This is a genomic window from Bartonella acomydis, from assembly GCF_039543025.1.
In the GTDB taxonomy this organism is placed as follows: domain Bacteria; phylum Pseudomonadota; class Alphaproteobacteria; order Rhizobiales; family Rhizobiaceae; genus Bartonella; species Bartonella acomydis.
Map to the genome: position 1 here is coordinate 17,065 of NZ_BAABIY010000003.1, position 21,286 is coordinate 38,350.

Genomic DNA, 21,286 nt, shown 5'->3' on the forward strand with positions numbered 1-21,286 from the left:
AACTATAGATTTAAAAAGGGAACATTTCATGAAAAACAAAACAATTCTAAAACCAGGTAATACCAAAAAACCTATTTTTGCTATCATATCCAGTGCATCAGGAAATCTTGTAGAATGGTATGATTTTTACGTTTACTCATTTGCGTCAATTTATTTTGCTTCGCAATTTTTTCCCTCAAATGGTGTTGTTATTACACAACTGCTAAAAAGTGCAGGAGTTTTTTTTATTGGCTTTCTGATGCGCCCAATTGGAGCATGGCTGTTTGGATACATTGCCGACCGTTATGGGCGTAAACGCTCCATGCTTATCTCTATTTTTATGATGTGTGGGGGGTCTTTTTTCATAGCTATACTTCCCACCTACAACACTATTGGCATAACAGCACCAATCTTTCTGCTTTTAATCCGAATGATGCAAGGACTTTCAGCAGGTGGTGAATACGGTACGGCAGCAACTTATATGAGTGAAGTTGCCCTTAAAAAACATCGTGGTTTTTTTGCTTCTTTCCAATCTGGCACCCTTATCACAGGGCAACTTTTCGCCAGTTTTATTCTCTTTATTTTAGCGCTTTATCTCAATGAAGATCAGTTAAAGTCATGGGGCTGGCGTATTCCTTTTGCGATTGGTGGATGTGGAGCAGTGGTTGCAATTTATCTACGTCGTTCGCTCCATGAAACAACGACAAAAGAAACCCGCTCTCAAAAACGAACTGGTAGTTTAATAGAACTTTTCACCAAACATAGTAAAGCCTTTTTTGTGATAGCTCTCTTTGCTTCAGGGGGCTCTCTTACCTTTTACACCTGTACCACTTATATGCAAAAATATTTGATCACAACTACCGGCTTTGATAAACACACTGCCACAACGATAATGACTGGAGCACTATTTATTTTCATACTGTTCCAACCTTTAGCGGGTATCTTAGCCGATAAAATTGGCACAAAAACTTTACTTATCATTTGGAGTATACTCTCTGCGCTTTTTACATTTCCTGGACTTAGCATAATCGGCAATACGCAGAATACATGGGTTGCTTTTTCAGTCCTTATTGGGCTGCTTTGTATTATGAGCATGTATACATCTATCTCTGGTGTCGTCAAATCAGCAATGTTTCCTGCTTCAGTACGAGCATTAGGTGTGAGTCTTTCTCACGCTATTGGCAATGCTTTTTTTGGGGGCTCTGCGGAATATGTAGCACTTGGATTAAAAAATATGGGACACGAATCTCTTTTTTATTTTTACGTGACTGGCGTTATGATCATAGCCTTCATTGCACTTCTCTTTGTACCGAATATGAGTAAGGGTGGATATCTCGAAGACGACGAAGTCAATTAACGATACAAAATAAAAAAAGCCCAAAAAATTGGGCTTTTTATAATTATTCCACAAACAATTTTGATCTTTTTCAAATTTTATGAAGTGCATTCAATTGCTTAGCTAGCAAATAATAAAAAGTCATACGGTTTTTTCTGCGAGTTCCAGACATCATTTCTGCAACTTTTAAAACAGCTGCTTTAGCAGTTTGTGCATGAACACCTAAGACATCTTGAGCCCATTTTTCAACGCGTTCTACTTCTTTTGGATCTGATGTCGCAACAAGCGATGCATCCTGTTTTTTCATCACCAAAGCTAAACGATTCCCCAACCGCTCTATTGCAGCTTCATCGGGATTTGGATCATATAATTTAATATCTGCTAGATCATTTGTCATTTTGTTCCATCTCCTCTCCAAGAATGAGCGGCCGTACTTCACAACCGCAATATATAGCTTCATAAATAATTAGAGGATTTAAAATATTAACAACCCCCCCCTTTTACAAAGACCATTCTTCACCTATATTTAAAGGGCTGGCTTGCTAGCTATGGTAATAAATGGACAATGGAATAAACTTATTGGACCCGGGGGCGGTACCCGGCGCCTCCACCAAAATATAAGAGATAAAAATTATATTTTGGTGGGGGCGAAATAGGATCGACAAGAGTGTAAAGATTGCTCTTTTACTCGGCATAGTACCACCGTTATCGGGCTAAATGAGTAGTTGCAAATGACAACTATGCGGAAGCACGTCTCGCTGCTTAAGGCAGTGTGAATGTTTCAAATTAAGTCTTAAACCGTCGCAGGTTTAAGCGGGGTCCGGAGGCGCCTGGCAACAGAAGCCTTCACTTTTATAAATATTATTGACTGATCTCTCAAATATGATTTGTCATATTCTTTTTCAGTTAATTTAAGTGCATAGTAGAGAAAATATTGCTAGCTTAAAGAGATATTCTATTGCACAATATTATGCACGCTCATCTGCTATGTGAAATAAAAGGAATAAACTTCGATGGTTCAAGATCAAATCCGTTACGATATTCTCGTTCAGGATGCGCTTCGTGGGGTTATCCGTAAAGTTTTATCGGAAGTTGCTAAAGCAGGTCTTCCCGGAAACCACCATTTTTTTATTACTTTTTTGACCGATACTCCAGGTGTAAAAATTTCTTCTCGACTTAAAAATCGTTATCCAGAGCAAATGACAATCGTTTTACAACATCAGTTCAGAGATTTAAGTGTTTCGGAAACTGCTTTTGAAGTTACACTCTCCTTTAAAGAAGTTACGGAAAAATTAGTGATTCCTTTTTCTGCTATTCAAGTATTTTATGACCCTATTGCATCCTTTGAAGCAGCATTTGATCTTCCCTCAAATCTTGCAGACGTCGAAAATGAAAATTCAGAAAATAACGCATCCACACCTATTGTCTTATCAGACAAACAAAAAAGAGAAAGCGCACTACCAAAAGAACAAAGTCTCATTACAAATAAAGAAGCTTCAAATAATGATAGTAAACAAAGTGCTGATGTTGTTTCATTAGATTCCTTTCGAAAAAAATAAATATTTTTCTCATGACTGAACCGATTAATCTTCGTCAATTTCGAAAACAAAAAAAGCGTGCAGAAAAAGCTCTTCATGCAGAGGAGAATCGCTTTCGTTTTGGAAGAACAAAAATTGAAAAACTCTTCGAGCAAAAAGAAGCTTTAAAGGTACAAAAATTTCTTGATCAGAATCGTTTATTGAATGATGAAGAAGAGTAGAAAAATGCATGGAAATAATTTTCTCAATTGGTCAGAAATGATTCCTCCTCAAAAAATTTCTGTTCGAATTGATGGACATGCAACCAGTGTATCTTTAGAAAAACCTTTTCTCGATATTCTCAAAGCCATAGCACGTAAAAAAAGACAATCTTTAGCCTTTATTATCGCTGATATTGACAGCAAAAGACCACAGCAAGTGAATCTTTCGTCTTCGTTACGCATTTATGCCCTGCAAAGCGTTCTCAGCCAGCGTCTTGAATGTTTGTGATTATTTTTTTCGTTTCTCTTTACTCCTTATTCAACTAAAACTGTTGTGACTTTTTTAAGGAAAGTTTTTAAGCTTAGCACTTAAATGAAAGAAAGACTACACAAAAAATATAATGAATAATTTTTCCGATCATATACCATTTTTCGAAGAAGATATCTCCTCTCTCCAAAATGAAAAAAGCTCTGGAGACACTTCTCACGCTGCAAAGACAAATGAACAAACACAATCTGGTGGTGATTATTTAGAACAACTCAATCCCGAACAACGACAAGCTGTAATGAACACAGAAGGCCCTCTGTTAGTTCTTGCGGGAGCTGGTACTGGAAAGACACGCGTTTTAACAACGCGTATTTCTCATATTTTGCGCTCAGGACTTGCTTCCCCTCAACAAATACTTGCTGTAACTTTCACCAACAAAGCAGCCCATGAAATGAAAATGCGGATTGGTGAACTCCTTGGTGAAATTGTTGAAGGAATGCCTTGGCTTGGAACCTTTCATGCAACTGGTGCAAAAATTCTACGCCGTCACGCAGAACTTGTTGATTTAAAAAGCAACTTTACAATTCTTGATAGCGATGATGTTACTAGACTTTTAAAACAGCTTATTCAAGCTGAAGGATTAGATGATAAACGTTGGCCCGCTAGAAACCTCGCCATCATAATCGATGCTTGGAAAAATCAAGGACTTTCAGCAGAACACATTTCAGAAAACGATGCCCATTCCTTTGGCAACGGTATGGGACGCAAACTTTATTACAGCTATCAGGAGAGATTAAAAAATCTTAATGCTTGTGATTTTGGCGATCTTCTGCTTCATTCTATCTCTCTCTTTCAACATAATCCAGATATTCTTCGGCACTATCATTCGCAATTTCGCTATATTCTTGTAGACGAATATCAAGATACCAATACAGCACAATATCTTTGGCTTCGCCTTTTAGCACAACAATCGAAAGAACAACATGTCAATCTTTGTTGTGTTGGTGATGATGACCAATCTATTTATGGATGGCGGGGTGCTAAAATTGATAACATCTTGCGTTTTGAAAAAGATTTTCCTCCTGCAAAAATGATTCGTCTAGAACGCAATTATCGCTCAACATCCCACATTCTCAAAACGGCTTCTCATCTCATTTCCCATAACCAAGGAAGGCTTGGAAAGACACTTTTTGCTGCTCAAGTAAAGAGCGAAGAAGAAAAAGTAAAAATTCATGCGGCATGGGATTCAGCAGAAGAAGCACGTGCCATTGGAGAAGAAATTGAACGCGCACAACAAGCCGGTCATTCATTAAATCATATGGCTATCTTGGTGCGCGCATCATTTCAGATGCGTGAATTTGAAGATCGTTTTGTAACACTTGGTCTCAATTACCGCGTCATTGGTGGTCCGCGTTTTTACGAACGGATGGAAATACGTGATGCCATGGCTTATTTACGTGTCGTGGTCCAACCAGCAGATGATTTGGCTTTTGAACGCATTATCAACACACCTAAACGCGGTTTAGGAGACGCAACTCTACGCACTCTTTATGAGAGTGCCCGTGCACGCTCTATTCCTCTCTTTTCTGCTGCTGCTGCAATCATTGAAACAGATGAACTAAAGCCCAAAGCACGCAGTGTTTTGCGAAGTGTTGTTGAAAACTTCCGTCGTTGGCAAAATATGCTGCAATGCACGCTCCACAGAGAGCTTGCCGAAATAATTCTTGATGATTCAGGCTACACCGCTATGTGGCAAGAAGATCGCTCACCAGAAGCAGCAACACGACTAGAAAACCTTAAAGAAATGATCCGCTCCATGGAACAATTTGAAAGCCTTCAAAGCTTTTTAGAACATGTTGCACTGGTGATGGATGCTGAAAATAATGAACACACTGACGCTGTCAACATCATGACTCTTCATTCAGCAAAAGGACTTGAATTTGAAACTGTTTTTCTTCCTGGTTGGGAAGAAGGTCTTTTTCCTCATCAGCGCTCATTAGATGAAGGTGGCCGTTTAGGATTAGAAGAAGAACGACGGCTAGCCTATGTAGGACTGACAAGAGCAAAAAAACATTTGCATATATGGTTTGTATCTAATCGAAGAGTTCACGGACTTTGGCAATCTGCTCTTCCCTCTCGCTTTCTAGATGAATTACCAACAGAACATATAGAAGTTATAGAAATGGGAACATCTTATGGTGGTTATGGAAAATCGAGTTTTAAACAGCATAATCACTTTTATCATGATTATGCGACACCAAGACAAAAACGTACACAAAAGAACATTGAAGGAAAGGTTATCGCCCAATCAGTCTCTGAATCTCCCTCAAATTTTGCAATCAATGATCGGATTTTTCATATAAAGTTCGGTTATGGTCATATCACTGCAATAGATGATCATAAATTAACTATTCTGTTTGAGAAAGCTGGAGAAAAGCGCGTTCTAGACAATTTTGTAAGCAAAGCTTAAATTAAGCGTAGATATAACAGCATAGCCTTTCCAAAAAACATTTTTTATTTTGCATATTATTTCCACTTGTCAAGAAAAGCTTCAATGGTAAGATTTTGCATATCAGGTAATGCATTATAAATTTTATCAAGTGACCAATTCCACCAAGCCATATCCAAGAGTATCTGAATCACACTCTCTGAAAAACGCATCCGCAACAGCTTTGCCGGAACACCAGCAACAATCGTATAAGAGAGAACATTTTTTGTTACAACAGCGTTAGCACCAACGATAGCACCATGCCCAATTGTCACTCCAGGCATAATAACTGCACCATGCCCAATCCATACATCATGCCCAATAATAACACGTTTTGCACAACGCTCTTCCCGAAAAGAATGATCTAACGGCATATAGCGAAAATATTCGTTAGGACGATATGTTATCTTATGGGTTGAAAGGCGCTCTATGGGATGCTCTAGCGCATTTATACGAACATGGGAAGCTATAGAACAAAAACACCCGATATCGCTATAAATAGCTTCACTATTACGCTCAAAATAAGAAAAATCTCCAATCGTGACATCACACAAAACCGTCCGTTCATTGATTTTCACATAGCGCCCCAATTTACACTCTTGCAACCGTGCTGTTGTATTGATACGTGGTTCACTCTCAGAAAAACGAAGATCTTTCTCTGGGGCCATTTATCTTTCACCAATTTACATTGCCATAAATAACACAAGGAATGTAGCCATCAAAGGAACAAAATCAACCATGAAACAAAGATTGCAAAACAAATGCACCAATGCTACAGTTTCCTGTCTTTTTATAGAGAGTAAAATTATGAAAAACGTCATACGCATCTTAGGGTTAACAGTCATATTTCTTGCCGGCATTTTCATTTATGATGCATTGAAAAATAAGCCTTTAGGGGATAATTTTACACTCATGGACTCCAACGGAAATACGATTACCGAAGCTGATATTCGAAGCAAGCCTTCGATTATTTTCTTTGGCTTCACCATGTGTCCTGAAGTCTGCCCTACCACATTAATCAATCTTGATCGATGGTTAACAGCTCTTGGCCCTCAAGCTGATAAATTAGGCATATGGTTTGTTACTGTTGATCCTGAACGTGACACACCAAAAGTACTCCATGATTATCTCAGTAATTTTACCAACAAAATTGTAGGAATCAGTGGAGATCCTGAAAAAGTTCACAAAATGGTAGATTCTTTTAACATCGTTGCGGAAAAAGTACCAGGAACAAATGGAAACTACACTTATAACCATACAGCAGCAATTTTTTTGCTCAAAAAAGGTGGCAAACTGTTTGGTGTTATCCCTTATGAACCTAAAGAAGATAACAATGAATTAAAAGATGAGATTGCTATTGAACGACTCAAAAAACTTGTCTCAAACTAAATAAAAAGCCAATTATAAAGAAAGAACAGGATGTCACAGCAAATTCGTCTGTATTATACTGCTTTTAAGAATGAAGCAGAGCAGTTTTATACGCTTATAGAAAGGATCTTTGACGAAGAAGGATATCCTCTTGCTCTTGTAGAAATAGACGAAAAAAATGCCATCTATGAACTTTCACTCTATGTAGACCAAGAAAATCAGGAGCGTGTTTCGAAACGATTTGCACAGGTTCTTTCTATAGATCCTTATAAAGTGAACCATGAAATTTTACCCAATATTGACTGGGTACAAAAAAGCTTAGAAGGACTACAACCGGTGCATGCTGGTCCCTTTTTTTTACACGGAAGCCATAACCGTAACGACATCCCACAGAATGTTTTTCCCATTGAAATTGACGCAAATCAAGCTTTTGGCACTGGACATCATGGAACAACTGCTGGTTGTTTAGAGATGATTGCCAAAGTCATGAAACACGAAAATCCACAAAATGCCCTTGATCTTGGTACTGGCAGTGGGATCTTAGCGATTAGCATAGCAAAGCTTAAACCTATTGCTATACTTGCATCCGATATTGATCCAATGGCTATCAAAGTTGCACAACACAATATCGCACTCAATGGTGTAGAAAAATATATTACGGCAATTACAGCAACGGGTTTTGCCCATGATGAAATTGCCTCACGTGCACCCTTTGATCTTATCATTGCCAATATCCTTGCCAATCCGCTTATTGAACTTGCGCCAGAAATGGTGCAAATACTGCAAAAAGGTGGATCACTTATACTCTCTGGAATTCTTGAAGACCAACATGAACTTGTCTTAGAAGCTTATGTAAAACAGGGACTCAAACATATTGAAACATACCACCGTCAAGAATGGGTTACGATACATCTTAAATAAATGAAAAGGGCGTTGTTATGTATCAATCTTTTGAAGAAACGACAAATTCGAACCATGCTCTTGAGCGTATTTCTTCTCTTCGTAAAGAGCTCTATCGCCTCGGGTTAGATGGCTTTCTTGTTCCGCGTAGCGATGAACATCAAGGAGAATATGTTTCCCCGCGTGCTCAACGCCTAAGCTGGCTCACTGGCTTTACTGGCTCAGCGGGGATCGCTCTCATTTTAAAAAATAAAGCCATTATCTTTACAGATGGACGCTATAAGCTCCAAGTTCGCCAACAAACTGATCCTCATATTTTTGAATATGAAGATCTTGTAACTTGCCCCCCCTCACAATGGCTTGAAAAAAATGGAAAACAACTTTCTATTGGCTTTGATCCATGGCTCCACACCGTCTCTGCCATCGAGACATTAAAAAAAACATTTGAAATAAAAATAGGTGGAAAGCTTATAGCAGTTCAACAAAATCCTATTGATCTTATCTGGCATGATCAACCACTACCACCGCAATCTGCTATATCAATTCATCCTCCCCAATATGCAGGATGCAACACTGATGAAAAATTATCTTTAATTCGCAAAGACATACAACAAGCCAGTGCAGATGCTTTTATTTTTACGGATCCCTCTTCTATTGCATGGATATTCAATATACGTGGCAATGATGTTTCCAACACACCTTTTTCCCTTTGTTTTGCCCTGATACCCACAAAAGAAACACCGGCCTTATTCATTGATAGCAAAAAACTTGCTGAAGAACAAAAACAATACTTGGAACGTTATGCAAAATTATATGAGCCAGAACAGCTTATTGCAAAGATTAAAGATTATCTTCAAAAAGGCATGGTTTTTGCTTTAGATCCAAGGTTAACATGCGAAAAGTTACGCACTGTACTTGAAGAAGATGGAAAATCTTTCATCACACTTACCGACCCTGCTGCTCTACCCCGTGCTATTAAAAATAACACAGAACGAGAAGGTGCGCGGCAAGCACATCTGTGCGATGGTGTCGCTCTTACCCGTTTTTTTGCTTGGTTAGACAAACAAACACCAGATACAATAGATGAAATTTCTGCTGCTCAGAAATTAGAAGAATTTCGCATAAATACAGCAAAAGATATGGGAAAAAAACTTGAAGATCTCTCTTTTGATACGATCTCAGCAGCAGGTGCAAATGGAGCAATTATCCATTACCGTGTAACAACAAAAACCAACAAACAACTCAAGGCTGGTGAACTTTATCTTGTAGATTCAGGTGGACAATACCGTGATGGCACCACAGATGTTACACGCACAGTAGCAATTGGGAATATTGGAGAAGAAGAAAAGCGCTGTTTTACTTTGGTCCTTAAAGGCATGATTGCTCTTTCAACCGCATATTTTCCAAAAGGAACACGTGGACAAGATATTGATGTTCTAGCACGCATTGCCTTATGGAAAGCCGGTTTTGACTACGCCCATGGCACGGGTCATGGAGTTGGTTCTTATCTCTCTGTTCATGAAGGGCCACAAAATATTTCATGCAAAGGAAGCCAAGAATTGCTCCCTGGAATGATTGTTTCTAATGAACCTGGATATTATCGCGAAGGTGCCTTTGGTATTCGTATTGAAAATTTACTTATTGTAAAACCCGCACAAAAAATTGACAGTGGAGAGAGAGAAATGCTCTCGTTTGAAACACTCACACATTGCCCCATTGATCGAAGACTCATTCTTGCAGAACTTTTGACACAAGAAGAACGACAATGGCTCAATAATTACCACGCGCGTATTTATCAAATGAATGCACCTTATTTAAATGAAGAAGAGAAGGAATGGGCAAAAAGAGCAACCATGCCTCTTTAAAGCAGTGCAACTTCAACACCCCCATGCCCTTTTTCTAAGCGAAAATATGCACTGATCATGAAGAAATATTAAAAATATCTCTTCATTATCTTATCACCTTGATAAGACAATATTTCACAGCATTAAAAAACAAAAGACGAGTATGTCCATCATGCTAAGGCATCCCCCCCTAACCATAATGTCCTTCAATGAGCTGTAACCAAGTTTCTTCATCGATAACCTCAACACCTAATTCTTGTCCTTTAGTCAATTTTGATCCCGCACCAGTACCAACAACAAGAATATCGGTTTTTTTAGAAAGTGAACTGGAAGCCTTTGCCCCTAATCGCTCTGCCAATGCTTTTGCTTCATCGCGTGACATATGCGTCAAAGTTCCTGTAAAAACAATAACCTTTCCTGCTATCGGTGAAGATGCTATTGTGACAGATTCTTCATCAACAGGGGTTACTTCCTCAAGCAAAACAGCCAAAATCTGACGATTATGCGCTTCCTTATAAAAATCAACAATTGAACTGCCTACCTGTGGTCCAATTCCTTCGATATTAGTCAGCTCCATCCAAGCTTCATTGCCCTCTTCATTCTCCTTCTCACTTTGTATGGTTGCCGCCATCACCGCTGTCTCAAAAGCCATATAATTTTGATAAGCACGTGCAAGGCGCCGCGCATTCACCTCACCAACATGACGAATTCCCAATGCAAATAAAAAACGACTGAGAGGAATTTCTCGACGTGCATTAATAGCATCATAAAGTTTACGCACTGAAACAGTACCAAAACCCTCCATATTTTCCAAACGTACCAAAGAGTTTTCTTGGCGGCGTTGCAAAGTAAAAATATCAGCAGGTGTATGAATCCAAAGCGTCTCATCTTGAATATGAAAGAAAAACTCCACCTGTTTTTTCCCAAACCCTTCAATATCAAAAGCATTGCGCGCAACGAAATGGCGAATACGCTCAATTGCTTGCGCAGGACAAATAAGCCCACCTGTACATCGACGCACAGCTTCTCCTGCTTCACGAACAGCATGACTGCCACAAACAGGGCAAAGATGAGGGAAAACAAAAGCAGAAGAATCTTCTGGGCGTTTTTCCACAACAATATCAACAATTTGAGGAATTACATCACCAGCACGTTGTACAATTACCGTATCGCCTACCCGAATGTCACGCCCCTCACGAATAGGCTCCCCCTTATGCCCAATTCCCTTAATATAATCCTCATTATGCAAGCTTGCATTGGTCACCACCACACCACCAACAGTGATAGGAGCAAGACGCGCAACAGGAGTTAATGCACCGGTGCGTCCCACTTGAATATCAATATCTTCCAAAAGCGCCATAGCTTTTTCTGCTGGAAATTTATGTGCGATAGCCCAACGTGGCGAACGAGAAACAAACCCTAAACGCATTTGCAGCATCAAATCATTAACCTTATAAACAGTCCCATCAATATCATAACTTAAGGTATGACGACGTTCTTCAATATCATGATAATAGCAAATGATCTCCTCTACTGTCTTAAAAACTTTTGTCAATGGATTGATAACAAAGCCACATTCTTTGAGCTTTTTCATCATCTCCATTTGACTTTCTGCAAACAGTTTACTCACTTCACCACAAGCATAAGCAAAAAATTGTAGCTTTCTACGAGCCGTTATCCGTGAATCAAGCTGTCGTAGTGAACCAGCCGCAGCATTTCTAGGATTAGCAAAAGTTAACTTGCCTCGTTCCTGTTGACTCTTATTCAGCGCTTGGAAATCTTCCCGCCCCATATAAACTTCACCACGAACCTCAAGAATATCAGGAAATTCACCTTGTAAAACTTTTGGAATATCAGCAATTGTTCGAGCATTTACCGTAACATTTTCTCCGACAATTCCATCACCACGCGTTGTAGCACGCACAAGCCGCCCCTTTTCATAGCGCAAAGACAAAGATAAACCATCAATTTTTGGCTCCGCTGTTATTTCCAATAATTGTACTTCGGGAAGCCGTAAAAAACGACGCACACGTTCAACAAATTCATACACGTCTTCAGAACTAAAAGCATTATCAAGGGAAAGCATAGGCTGTGCATGAACAGATTTTTCAAACTTTTCTGAAACCGGCGCCCCAATTTTATGTGAAGGAGAATCGATACGAACAAGTTCAGGAAAGAGAGCTTCAATTTCTGCATTACGCCGGCGAAGAGCATCATATTCTGCATCAGAAATTTCAGGCTGATCATCACGATTATAAAGCACATCATGACGTGCAATCTCTTTTGCCAACCACTCCAATTCACGCTCAGCTTCAAGAGCAGTGAGTTTTTTAATTCCATCCGTATTCATAAAATTTCTTCCCAATGATGGACTATAACCATCAAAATCTCAACTCTTTATTATGAAGTGAATTCAAACAAACGCACGCTCGTCAATCTTTTCTCAATAATGACTAGGCAAGAAGCTTTTGAGCAGCTGCCCGTGCCTCCTCAGTAATCTGTTCTCCTGCCAACATACGAGCAATTTCTTCTGCACGCTCTTGCTTTTCCATTTTATGAATAGCTGTAACAAAGCGCCCTTTATCATCACTTACACTCTTTGAAATAAGAAAATGGCTATGCGCTTTTGACGCCACTTGGGGTGCATGTGTAATAGCAAAGACCTGATTTTTTTCCGATAAATGCTGCAACCGCTGTCCAATGGCAGCAGCAACAGCTCCGCCAACACCTATATCAATTTCATCAAAAATCAGCGTGGGAGCCGATCCACGATCAGATAACACAACCTTTAATGCCAATAAAAAACGAGACAATTCACCACCAGAAGCAACATTCAGCATGGGGCCTGCCCGTGTTCCAGGATTAGTCCGTACCCAATATTCAATACGATCGCACCCTTCTGCGCTTCGTCTTTCAACATCGGTCTGCATGTGAACAATAAATTCTGCCTTTTCTAATTTTAATGCCGGCAACTCAGCCATAACACTTTCAGATAAATGCTTTGCTGTCTTTCGACGCTTTATTGTTAAGGCTTGTGCCAATTGATCATAATTTTTCTTTGCTTGCTCTACCTCATCTTCAAAACGCGTTAATGTGATCTGAGCCTCCTCAAAATCAGCAAGCTCAGCATCCATTTTATTGCGTAACTGAACCAATTCATCCGCAGAAACCTGATATTTACGAGCAAAACCGCGAATCGTAAAAAGACGTTCTTCTATCCGTTCCAATTCATTAGGTTCAAAATCCAATGCCCGCATTGCCGCCTCAATCCTTTCCTGTGCTGTTGCAAGTGCATGCAATGCATCATCAAGCGATTTTACCACAGGTGCAATAAGCTCTTCTGCCTCAGGGATTTTTCTCTCCAAACGCCTCACCAAATTGGAAAGAACGGGTATTGGCGATTTTTGACCACTTAAAAGATCATCAGCTTCCTTAATATCTGTGGCTATTTTTTCTAATTTAAGCATATCTGCACGACGAAGAGAAAGAGCATCTTCTTCACCAACTTGAAAATCAAGCTTTTCAAGCTCTTCCACACACGCACGAAGATAATCAACTTCGCGCATTGCATGCTCTACTTTAAGACGCTGTTGTTGCAAACGCTCTTCACAATCATGCCATACCTGATAACATTGACGTAAATTTTCCACCTCGACTTCAAGCCCACCAAAGGCATCTAATAACTGGCGATGTGTAGCAACATCAACAAGCGCGCGATCATCATGCTGCCCATGGATTTCCACTAATTGACGACCAACGTTACGCATTAATGTAACACTCGCCACCTGATCATTAATAAAAACACGACTCCGCCCATCACTCGATTGCACACGCCGTAAAATGATATCGCCTTCATCATCAAAACCATTTTCACGAATAAGCTGACGTACAGGATGTAAAACAGGAACATCAAAGACAGCTGTTACCTGCCCACGGTCCGCACCATGACGTACAAGGGAAGCATCGCCACGTCCACCAAGAGCCAAGGATAAAGCATCAAGTAAAATAGACTTCCCCGCACCCGTTTCACCAGTTAAAACTGATAACCCCGCTGTAAAATGAATATCGAGCGTTTCGATCAAAACAATATTATGAACCGAAAGCTGTACCAGCATGAGAGAATCAACGTGCCTTATTTTTCTCACCACTTAAAGCATGTGAGATCCAAGAAGATTTATGTTCCTGTGGCGATATGCTCTTTTTTTGTAATAAATTATAAGAAAACTTATACCATTCACTTTTGGGATAATTACGTCCTAAAATAGCAGCTGCAGTCTGCGCTTCCAATGTTAAGCCAAGAGCAAGATTAACTTCTGTCAAACGGAACAGAGCTTCTTCAACTTGATTTGTATCGGAATACTCTTCAACAACTGTGCGAAATCTTCTACTTGCAGCAAGATAACGCCGTCCCTCTTCATAGTAACGGCCAACTTGCATCTCTTTACCAGCCAACTGTTCACGCCCAAAACGTATTTTATCTTTCGCATCCTTGACATACTCAGAGTTTGGATAGCGCTCTATGAGAAGCTGCATAGCAGCAATAGCACGTTTCGTATCATGCTGATCGCGTGTAACATCAGGAATCCGACGAAAAGAAGAAAGACCAATAATATAATAGGCATAAGCCGAATCATCTGAACCTGGATAAAGAGTAATGTAGCGCTGAGCCATACTAATTGAATCATCATACTTGCCCAGTCGATAATTTGTAAAAGCCCCCATCACTAAAGACTTACGACCCCAATCAGTATAAGCATATTGTTTTTCAATCGTAAGAAATTTTTTTGCAGCATCTCCAAGCCGTCCACTCTCAAGACTAGCCAGTGCCTGATTATAAAGAACATCTGGTGGATCGATTTTTAAAACAAAAGCAGATGGATCAAGGGTATTTTTCTCTTTAAATAAACACCCCGCTAACATGCAGGTGCTTCCCAAAAGCACCACCCCCAATACCTTGCGTACAATGTTAGATTTCCTATATGCCACATTTCCAATACATAGATGAGATTTTGTCATAGTTCTTCCGGCCTCCAGAGAATGTCACCTTGTCGCAAAATTATTTATTAAAATTTTTTATACCATATCACTTTAAAATCCACTAAACAATTTAATAACTTAAGATCAATCATCCCCTTAAAAATCAAACAGATTCTTAAAAAAATCTTTTCACTTTTTTCTACCCACTCTACAAGGAGCTTTCTTCGTAACATGATTCATCTGCTAAAACAGCTTTTACCAATTGCGAATTAATTTTATGTCCACTACAATAGGAACGAAATAATCCAATAAAAGGTGCTCCAAGCAAAGCGGTATCACCAATTGCATCCAGCATTTTATGCCGAACAAATTCATTTTTCCAATAAAGCCCCTCTGGATTCATGATTTTGTCATCAATACCAATAATAAGAGAATTTTCCAAAGAAGCGCCTATTCCCTTTCCCGAACCCCATAATTTTTCTACATCTTTGACAAAACCAAAAGTACGTGCACGCGACAAATCATTTCTAAATCCCTTTGTCGTGAGATCAAAATTAAAATGTTGTTTCCCAATAACAGCAGAGGAAAAAGAGAGCGTTATATCAAAACGACGCCCATCAAACGGCAAAAACTCTGCCATACCATGGCTCCCTTCAACCCGCAGTGGCTTTTTTATAATGAAATAGGAACGCAAAGCATTTTGCTGTATAATACCAACTTCTTCAAAAGCTTGACAATATTGCCAAGCAGAACCATCCAAAATAGGGATCTCATGGCTCGACACTTCAATAATAAGATTGTCTAAATTATAAGCAGCGATTGCAGCCATTAAATGTTCAATTGTTTCAATTCTGAACTCTCCGTGCCCAAGCACTGTTGATAATTCAGTCGCTCCTGTCTGCGATGCATGTGCTTGAAATCTCTGCTCTATTCCACAACGCTTAAAAACAATACCATGTCCTACATCAGCTGGATAAACCGTCACCACAGACAAACACCCACTGTGAACACCATATCCCTTAAATGTCACAGCTTCTTTAAGAGTAGACTGATATTTTTTCCCCAGCTTCATCATGTCATTTCATTAAATTATTTTTACGTCTTTAAAAGACTTATAAAACCATAAAAATGATATTCATAGCAAATAACAAACCCGCTTATTACTAAGCGGGTCTATAAAAAATAGAACATTTTTCTCAAAAGCGCAGTATACTTCACTCAACAACACTTTCACACATTATGTAAAAAGATGCCAAGAACTTCTCTTTCCCTCACTTTTTACCCACTAATTTGCCTGACGACGCAAAAACGCTGGTATTTCCAATTGATCTTCTTCACTTATAAAGGTACGTTGATTTTGCGGTACCTGGGGATGCAACTCACCAGAACGACGTGGAACATAAACAGAAGCATCTTGAGGAAGTGCCTGAGATTTTTTATGATAACCATGCATTTCTTGCTGCTGAGAAGATTTCACAGCAGGTTCTAATCTAGCTTCTGGTTCAACTTCCTCACGATGTGTCAAACTCTGTTTCAAACGTTGCCAAAGATTGCGAGGTCCCTGTTCGCCAGCCATTGATCTCTCACCTTGACTATGCGCAACGGGAGGAAAATCCTTTAACTCAGGCATACGCATAGGGGAACGCGCTTGCATTTGTTGCATGTGCCTTTGTTGTCCTTGCTTTTCTTCTTTCTGCTGTACAACTTCTGCCATCTCATCAAGAACATGGGCTGTTGCCTCCATACTTACTGGTGCAACCATAGAGGACTGTGAACCACGACCTACTTGCATACGTGGTGTATTTGACATCGGCCCTTGCACAGCACTTGATCCATAAGGAGGAGTACTAACATTTCGTGCAACAACATCTGCAGGCTGTGTAAAAATTTGACTTTTAGGACGAAACTGTTCGCCCATTGATTTCCCTTTTTCTATTTCAAGGGCTTCAATCACTTCTACCATTGCTTCAGAACGTAAAGGAGACGACTGAACATGAAAAGAACTTTGTGGCATTCCAGAATCGCTTTTACGCATTACAGCTGCAGGTCTTTGCATTTGAGGATGGGAAGGCTGAATCACCTCACTTATCTCACGATCAATCCCCGTTGCAACCACGGATACACGAATAACCCCTTCTAGTGACTCATCATCAATGGCACCAAAGATAACATTCGCATCTGCATCCACTTCTTCGCGAATACGATTAGCAGCTTCATCCACCTCAAAGAGAGTCATATCACGACCACCCGTAATGGAAATAAGTAAGCCACGAGCTCCACGCATAGAAGTATCATCCAAAAGTGGATTTGCAATAGCAGCTTCAGCAGCATTCAAAGCGCGCCCCTCACCAGATGCCTCACCAGTCCCCATCATCGCGCGCCCCATTTCATGCATAACAGAACGAACATCGGCAAAATCAAGATTAATAAGCCCCTCTTTAATCATGAGATCTGTAATGGAAGCAACACCAGAATAAAGCACTTGATCAGCCATAGCAAAAGCATCAGCAAATGTTGTCTTTTCATCAGCAATACGAAAAAGATTCTGATTAGGAATAACAATTAAGGTATCAACAGATTTTTGTAACTCTTCAATACCAGCCTCTGCCGTCTTCATACGGCGAGCCCCTTCAAACTGAAATGGTTTTGTTACCACACCAACAGTCAAAATCCCTTTTTCACGCGCAGCACGAGCCACCACCGGCGCCGCTCCAGTTCCAGTACCGCCCCCCATACCAGCAGTAATGAAAACCATATGGGAATCTGCCAGATGATCAATAATTTCATCTATACATTCCTCTGCAGCTGCTTGTCCAACTTCCGGCAATGCGCCAGCACCCAAACCTTCCGTAACGGCTGCACCAAGTTGAATAACACGTTCAGCCTTTGACATAGCTAAAGCCTGTGCATCTGTATTTGCAACAACAAAATCAACTCCCTGAAGACCAGCATTAATCATATTATTCACGGCATTCCCACCACCACCGCCAACACCAAAAACGGTAATGCGTGGTTTTAATTCCGCGATATCTGGCCGATGCAGATTAATCGTCATTTCCTTTTCCTTCTCATAAGACATCGCAAGCTCAAGCGATGTAATTTAACCTAACCCAAATAGACTTAACTAAAAACTCTCACGCAACCATTGACCAACACGCTGAAAATACCCACGCGTGCCTACCGATAAATGATTCACTGCCGCCTGCATTGTTTTTTCTTCAAAACCGACCAATTGCGGATAAATTAACAATCCAACAGCAGATGTAAACGCCGCCCCTTTTGCAAGAGAAGGAAGCCTAGAAATTCCTAAAGGCCGCCCTATACGAACATTTCTTCCCAATATAGTACGTGCCATTTCTGGCAATCCTGTTAACTGGCTTGCTCCCCCAGTCAAAATAACACGCTTACCAATAATGTGACCAAAGCCAGAACGATTTAAACAATCACGCACCATCTCTAAGATTTCTTCAACACGTGCATGAATGATACGACCAAGAACTGCACGAGGATATTGCGTTTCATGATGTTCACTACCGATCTCCGCCACACTAATCATATGTCTCTCATCAGCACTTGAAAGAAGTGCTGAGCCATAGACAACTTTTAAACGTTCTGCCTCAGTAAGAGACATAGAGAATCCACGTGCAACATCAAGAGTCACGTGATGTCCACCAACCGCCAATGCATCAGCATGGACAAATTTTCCTTCAAAAAATACTGAAAATGTTGTTGTTCCCCCACCAAAATCAATACATGCTGCACCTAAATGTGCTTCCTCATTCATCAAAACCGCAAGACCACTTGCAAAAGGCGTTGCTACTATTGCTTCAACACTCAAATGTGCACGATTAATACAAGTTTCTAAATTACGCAAAGCTGCAGTTTCGGCTGTTACCACATGCACATCAACACCAAATAATTCCCCAGTCATTCCTATTGGATCAGAAATTCCTTTATCCCCATCCAATACATAAGAGACCGGAACTGAATGCATAACATGGCGTTCTGCATCAAAAGCTTTGCGTGAAACATCTGAAAACGCCACCCGTACATCACGCTTGGTTACTTCACGACCATTCAAACGTACCATGCCATTGATAAAATCACTTTGTAATCGGCTTGAGGAAAAATTCACAATCACCGAATCCACCACCAAACCAGCCATTTTTTCTGCCGCATCAACAGCCAATCTTATGGATTGCTCTGCCGCAAACATATCCATCACCACACCAGATTTAATGCCGCAAGAACGTTGCACTCCAAAGCCTAAAATTTCCATAGAATGTGTACGACCGTGTAAATAGTGCGCATGCTTTAAAGGACGCAAACAAGCAATAAGACAAACAATCTTACTTGAGCCAACATCAAGCACCGTCAAAAAACGTGTTTTGCGCCCCCCCCCATGATGTGATCCGAGTAACATCATCGGTTCCCTGCCTTTCGCGTTTTTAGAATGCGCTCTTCTTCTGCCACAGCAGCATGACGGCGTTCTAATGCCTCATCTGTCAAAGAAACGGTAATACGATCAGAAAGACGCAAATCAACAGTCAAAATATCACGAGCCAAAAGATCTTGCTCTCTATCTATCTCAATCAAAGAAGAAAGCCTTTCAAGCGCACCCTGCTCAGGCAACATAACGCGTACCCCATTATCCAAAACAAGATCCCAACGCCGATCACCCATACGTATAAAAGCACGAACACGACTGTACAGTTTTGGATATACTGACAGCGTTTGAAGAAACATTTTGGCAGAATTTTGTGCCCCTCTCCCCACGATAAAAGGTAGCCCCTGTACAATCCCTCCTTTAAAGGGCACAATGACACGACCCGTACTATCAACAATATCCATCACACCATCATGTTGCCAAATTGCATAGGGCTCACGCTCCACAACTGAAATACGCACTTTGTTGGGATAAATCTTCTGAATATTAGCAGATTGAACCCAATCCTGCTTTTCTAAAAAGGAACGCGCCCTATCAACATTAAAAGTAAAAATAGATTGCTCTCTCTCAAGTCCTAATTCTTTTAAAACTTCCTGTTTTAGCAAACGTTTATTACCACTGATCTCAACATCAGTAACCACAAAACCAATATCAGATACTGCTGCCTTCATAATCATTCCCACCTGACCACTTGATGAAAGCCCGTAAAAAACCGTGATAAAGAAAAACAATACAACACAAAAAGAACCCAAATGACGTGGAACATGAACACTAATAAAGAAGAATTCAAACATAAACCGAAGAAAACGACGATAAAGTCGTGGCAAAGCTGGCACTAACGGCACCTCCATCGGAATATTTGTCTTATTAACATTCAACGCATACACGACGCGTCCTCCACCATCCACTGAACAATATCGCCATAACTACGACCACTTGCTTTTGCAATATCAGGAACAAGAGAATTAGGTGTCATACCGGGCTGGGTATTAATTTCAAGCCAAACCAATTCTCCAGTTTCCTCATTAAAACGAAAATCAGAACGACTAACACCTCGACAACCTATCGCCTGATGAGCTGCTAAAGACATTCTTTGCACATTTTGGTAAATATTTGATGAAAGTTGTGCAGGACAAACATGAAGAGAGCCACCAGTTTTATATTTTGAGTCATAATTATAGAATTGAAAATGCGAATCTGGAAAAATTTCACAAACATCGAGCACTTCATTTCCCAAAACAGCACAAGTAAGTTCGCGACCCGGAATATATTTTTCAATCATAACCTCATCTGCATAACCCCACTCATCTCCCACAATATCATGTGGTGGCGCAGATTCATTTTCCTTCACAATCGTAACACCAAAACTCGAACCTTCGCACACGGGCTTGATCACATAAGGAGGCGCCATAGGATGCGACAGCCCAACAGCAAAACGGTTCATAACACAAGAAGGCGCCACAGAAACTCCAACACTCGCAACAATAATTTTTGCACGCCCCTTATCCATCCCCAATGCTGATGCCATCACCCCAGAATGAGTATAGGGAATTTTCAAATATTCAAGAATACCTTGAATACAACCATCTTCACCAAATAGCCCATGTAATGCATTAAAAGCGATATCAGGTTGCAATTGTCCAAGAACAGAAGCGATATGACCATCAACATCCACACGGCTCACACGATGCCCCTGTATTTCAAGAACATCAGCACAAGCAGTACCTGAAGATAAACTTACAGACCGTTCAGAAGAAAAGCCTCCCATTAAGACAGCTATATGTTTATCTTTCATAACAACTTATCCCCTTATGCATACTATATATAGATCATATAGAAACGACAAACACCATATACGGAAAATACTAAGATTTATCCTTACGAATCAATAACCTAGCATTTTGCATAATGAATCAGACTCAAGCCGATGATGCAAGAGTT

18 protein-coding genes and 1 other RNA gene are annotated in these 21,286 nt (G+C 40.2%); 9 read left to right on the forward strand and 10 right to left on the reverse strand.

What is annotated here, in order from left to right:
- The first annotated feature begins 28 nt into the window (after positions 1-28).
- Positions 29-1,336, forward strand: a complete 1,308-nt coding sequence (locus tag ABD909_RS01040) for an MFS family transporter (RefSeq protein WP_345096103.1) — start codon at positions 29-31, stop codon at positions 1,334-1,336.
- 70 nt (positions 1,337-1,406) lie between these two features.
- Here ABD909_RS01040 and ABD909_RS01045 read toward each other — a convergent pair whose 3' ends face one another.
- Entirely contained in the window at positions 1,407-1,712 is a 306-nt protein-coding gene (locus ABD909_RS01045; protein WP_345096104.1) for a DUF2853 family protein, read from the reverse strand.
- A gap of 97 nt (positions 1,713-1,809) precedes the next feature.
- On the opposite strand from ABD909_RS01045, the gene ssrA reads away from it, so the two are divergent.
- From ssrA to ABD909_RS01070, 5 genes are all read left to right on the forward strand, one after another.
- Positions 1,810-2,166, forward strand: a transfer-messenger RNA (tmRNA) gene (gene ssrA / locus ABD909_RS01050).
- A gap of 162 nt (positions 2,167-2,328) precedes the next feature.
- Entirely contained in the window at positions 2,329-2,874 is a 546-nt protein-coding gene (locus ABD909_RS01055; protein WP_345096105.1) for an SspB family protein, read from the forward strand.
- 11 nt (positions 2,875-2,885) lie between these two features.
- Positions 2,886-3,074 carry a DUF4169 family protein gene (locus ABD909_RS01060; protein WP_345096107.1) on the forward strand — a complete coding sequence of 63 codons (189 nt, stop codon included), beginning with the start codon at positions 2,886-2,888 and terminating at the stop codon, positions 3,072-3,074.
- A gap of 4 nt (positions 3,075-3,078) precedes the next feature.
- Positions 3,079-3,342: a ribbon-helix-helix domain-containing protein gene (locus tag ABD909_RS01065; RefSeq protein WP_345096108.1), complete on the forward strand. Its 264-nt coding sequence runs from the start codon at positions 3,079-3,081 to the stop codon at positions 3,340-3,342.
- Positions 3,343-3,454: 112 nt separating this feature from the next.
- Positions 3,455-5,791 (forward strand): ATP-dependent helicase, encoded by a 2,337-nt coding sequence (locus ABD909_RS01070; RefSeq protein ID WP_345096109.1) that lies wholly within the window; start codon positions 3,455-3,457, stop codon positions 5,789-5,791.
- A 56-nt stretch (positions 5,792-5,847) separates the two neighbouring features.
- Here the strand turns inward: ABD909_RS01070 and ABD909_RS01075 are convergent, their stop codons facing one another.
- Entirely contained in the window at positions 5,848-6,477 is a 630-nt protein-coding gene (locus ABD909_RS01075) for a DapH/DapD/GlmU-related protein (protein WP_345096110.1), read from the reverse strand.
- Positions 6,478-6,616: 139 nt separating this feature from the next.
- On the opposite strand from ABD909_RS01075, the gene ABD909_RS01080 reads away from it, so the two are divergent.
- From ABD909_RS01080 to ABD909_RS01090, 3 genes are read left to right on the forward strand one after another with little or no spacing between them, the layout of a single operon-like run.
- Entirely contained in the window at positions 6,617-7,198 is a 582-nt protein-coding gene (locus tag ABD909_RS01080) for an SCO family protein (protein WP_345096112.1), read from the forward strand.
- A 30-nt stretch (positions 7,199-7,228) separates the two neighbouring features.
- Positions 7,229-8,098, forward strand: a complete 870-nt coding sequence (locus ABD909_RS01085; RefSeq protein ID WP_345096113.1) for a 50S ribosomal protein L11 methyltransferase — start codon at positions 7,229-7,231, stop codon at positions 8,096-8,098.
- Between the two features lie 17 nt (positions 8,099-8,115).
- A complete protein-coding gene (locus tag ABD909_RS01090) occupies positions 8,116-9,942 on the forward strand; it encodes an aminopeptidase P family protein (RefSeq protein ID WP_345096114.1) in 1,827 nt (608 codons plus the stop codon).
- Between the two features lie 169 nt (positions 9,943-10,111).
- Here ABD909_RS01090 and ligA read toward each other — a convergent pair whose 3' ends face one another.
- From ligA to ABD909_RS01130, 8 genes are all read right to left on the reverse strand, one after another.
- Complete coding sequence (gene ligA / locus ABD909_RS01095) at positions 10,112-12,271, reverse strand: NAD-dependent DNA ligase LigA (RefSeq protein WP_345096115.1); 2,160 nt, start codon at positions 12,269-12,271, stop codon at positions 10,112-10,114.
- A gap of 103 nt (positions 12,272-12,374) precedes the next feature.
- Positions 12,375-14,036 carry a DNA repair protein RecN gene (gene recN / locus ABD909_RS01100; RefSeq protein ID WP_345096140.1) on the reverse strand — a complete coding sequence of 554 codons (1,662 nt, stop codon included), beginning with the start codon at positions 14,034-14,036 and terminating at the stop codon, positions 12,375-12,377.
- A 7-nt stretch (positions 14,037-14,043) separates the two neighbouring features.
- Positions 14,044-14,937, reverse strand: a complete 894-nt coding sequence (locus ABD909_RS01105; protein WP_345096116.1) for an outer membrane protein assembly factor BamD — start codon at positions 14,935-14,937, stop codon at positions 14,044-14,046.
- 169 nt (positions 14,938-15,106) lie between these two features.
- Positions 15,107-15,973, reverse strand: coding sequence for a UDP-3-O-acyl-N-acetylglucosamine deacetylase (lpxC, locus tag ABD909_RS01110; protein WP_345096117.1), 867 nt, complete (start codon positions 15,971-15,973; stop codon positions 15,107-15,109).
- Between the two features lie 210 nt (positions 15,974-16,183).
- Positions 16,184-17,953 carry a cell division protein FtsZ gene (gene ftsZ / locus ABD909_RS01115; RefSeq protein ID WP_345096118.1) on the reverse strand — a complete coding sequence of 590 codons (1,770 nt, stop codon included), beginning with the start codon at positions 17,951-17,953 and terminating at the stop codon, positions 16,184-16,186.
- Positions 17,954-18,022: 69 nt separating this feature from the next.
- Positions 18,023-19,324, reverse strand: coding sequence for a cell division protein FtsA (gene ftsA, locus ABD909_RS01120; protein ID WP_345096119.1), 1,302 nt, complete (start codon positions 19,322-19,324; stop codon positions 18,023-18,025).
- Positions 19,321-20,232 carry a cell division protein FtsQ/DivIB gene (locus ABD909_RS01125; protein WP_345096141.1) on the reverse strand — a complete coding sequence of 304 codons (912 nt, stop codon included), beginning with the start codon at positions 20,230-20,232 and terminating at the stop codon, positions 19,321-19,323. The genes ftsA and ABD909_RS01125 overlap by 4 nt, the downstream gene beginning before the upstream one ends.
- Positions 20,220-21,140: a D-alanine--D-alanine ligase gene (locus ABD909_RS01130; protein WP_345096120.1), complete on the reverse strand. Its 921-nt coding sequence runs from the start codon at positions 21,138-21,140 to the stop codon at positions 20,220-20,222. The genes ABD909_RS01125 and ABD909_RS01130 overlap by 13 nt, the downstream gene beginning before the upstream one ends.
- Positions 21,141-21,286: the final 146 nt, after the last annotated feature.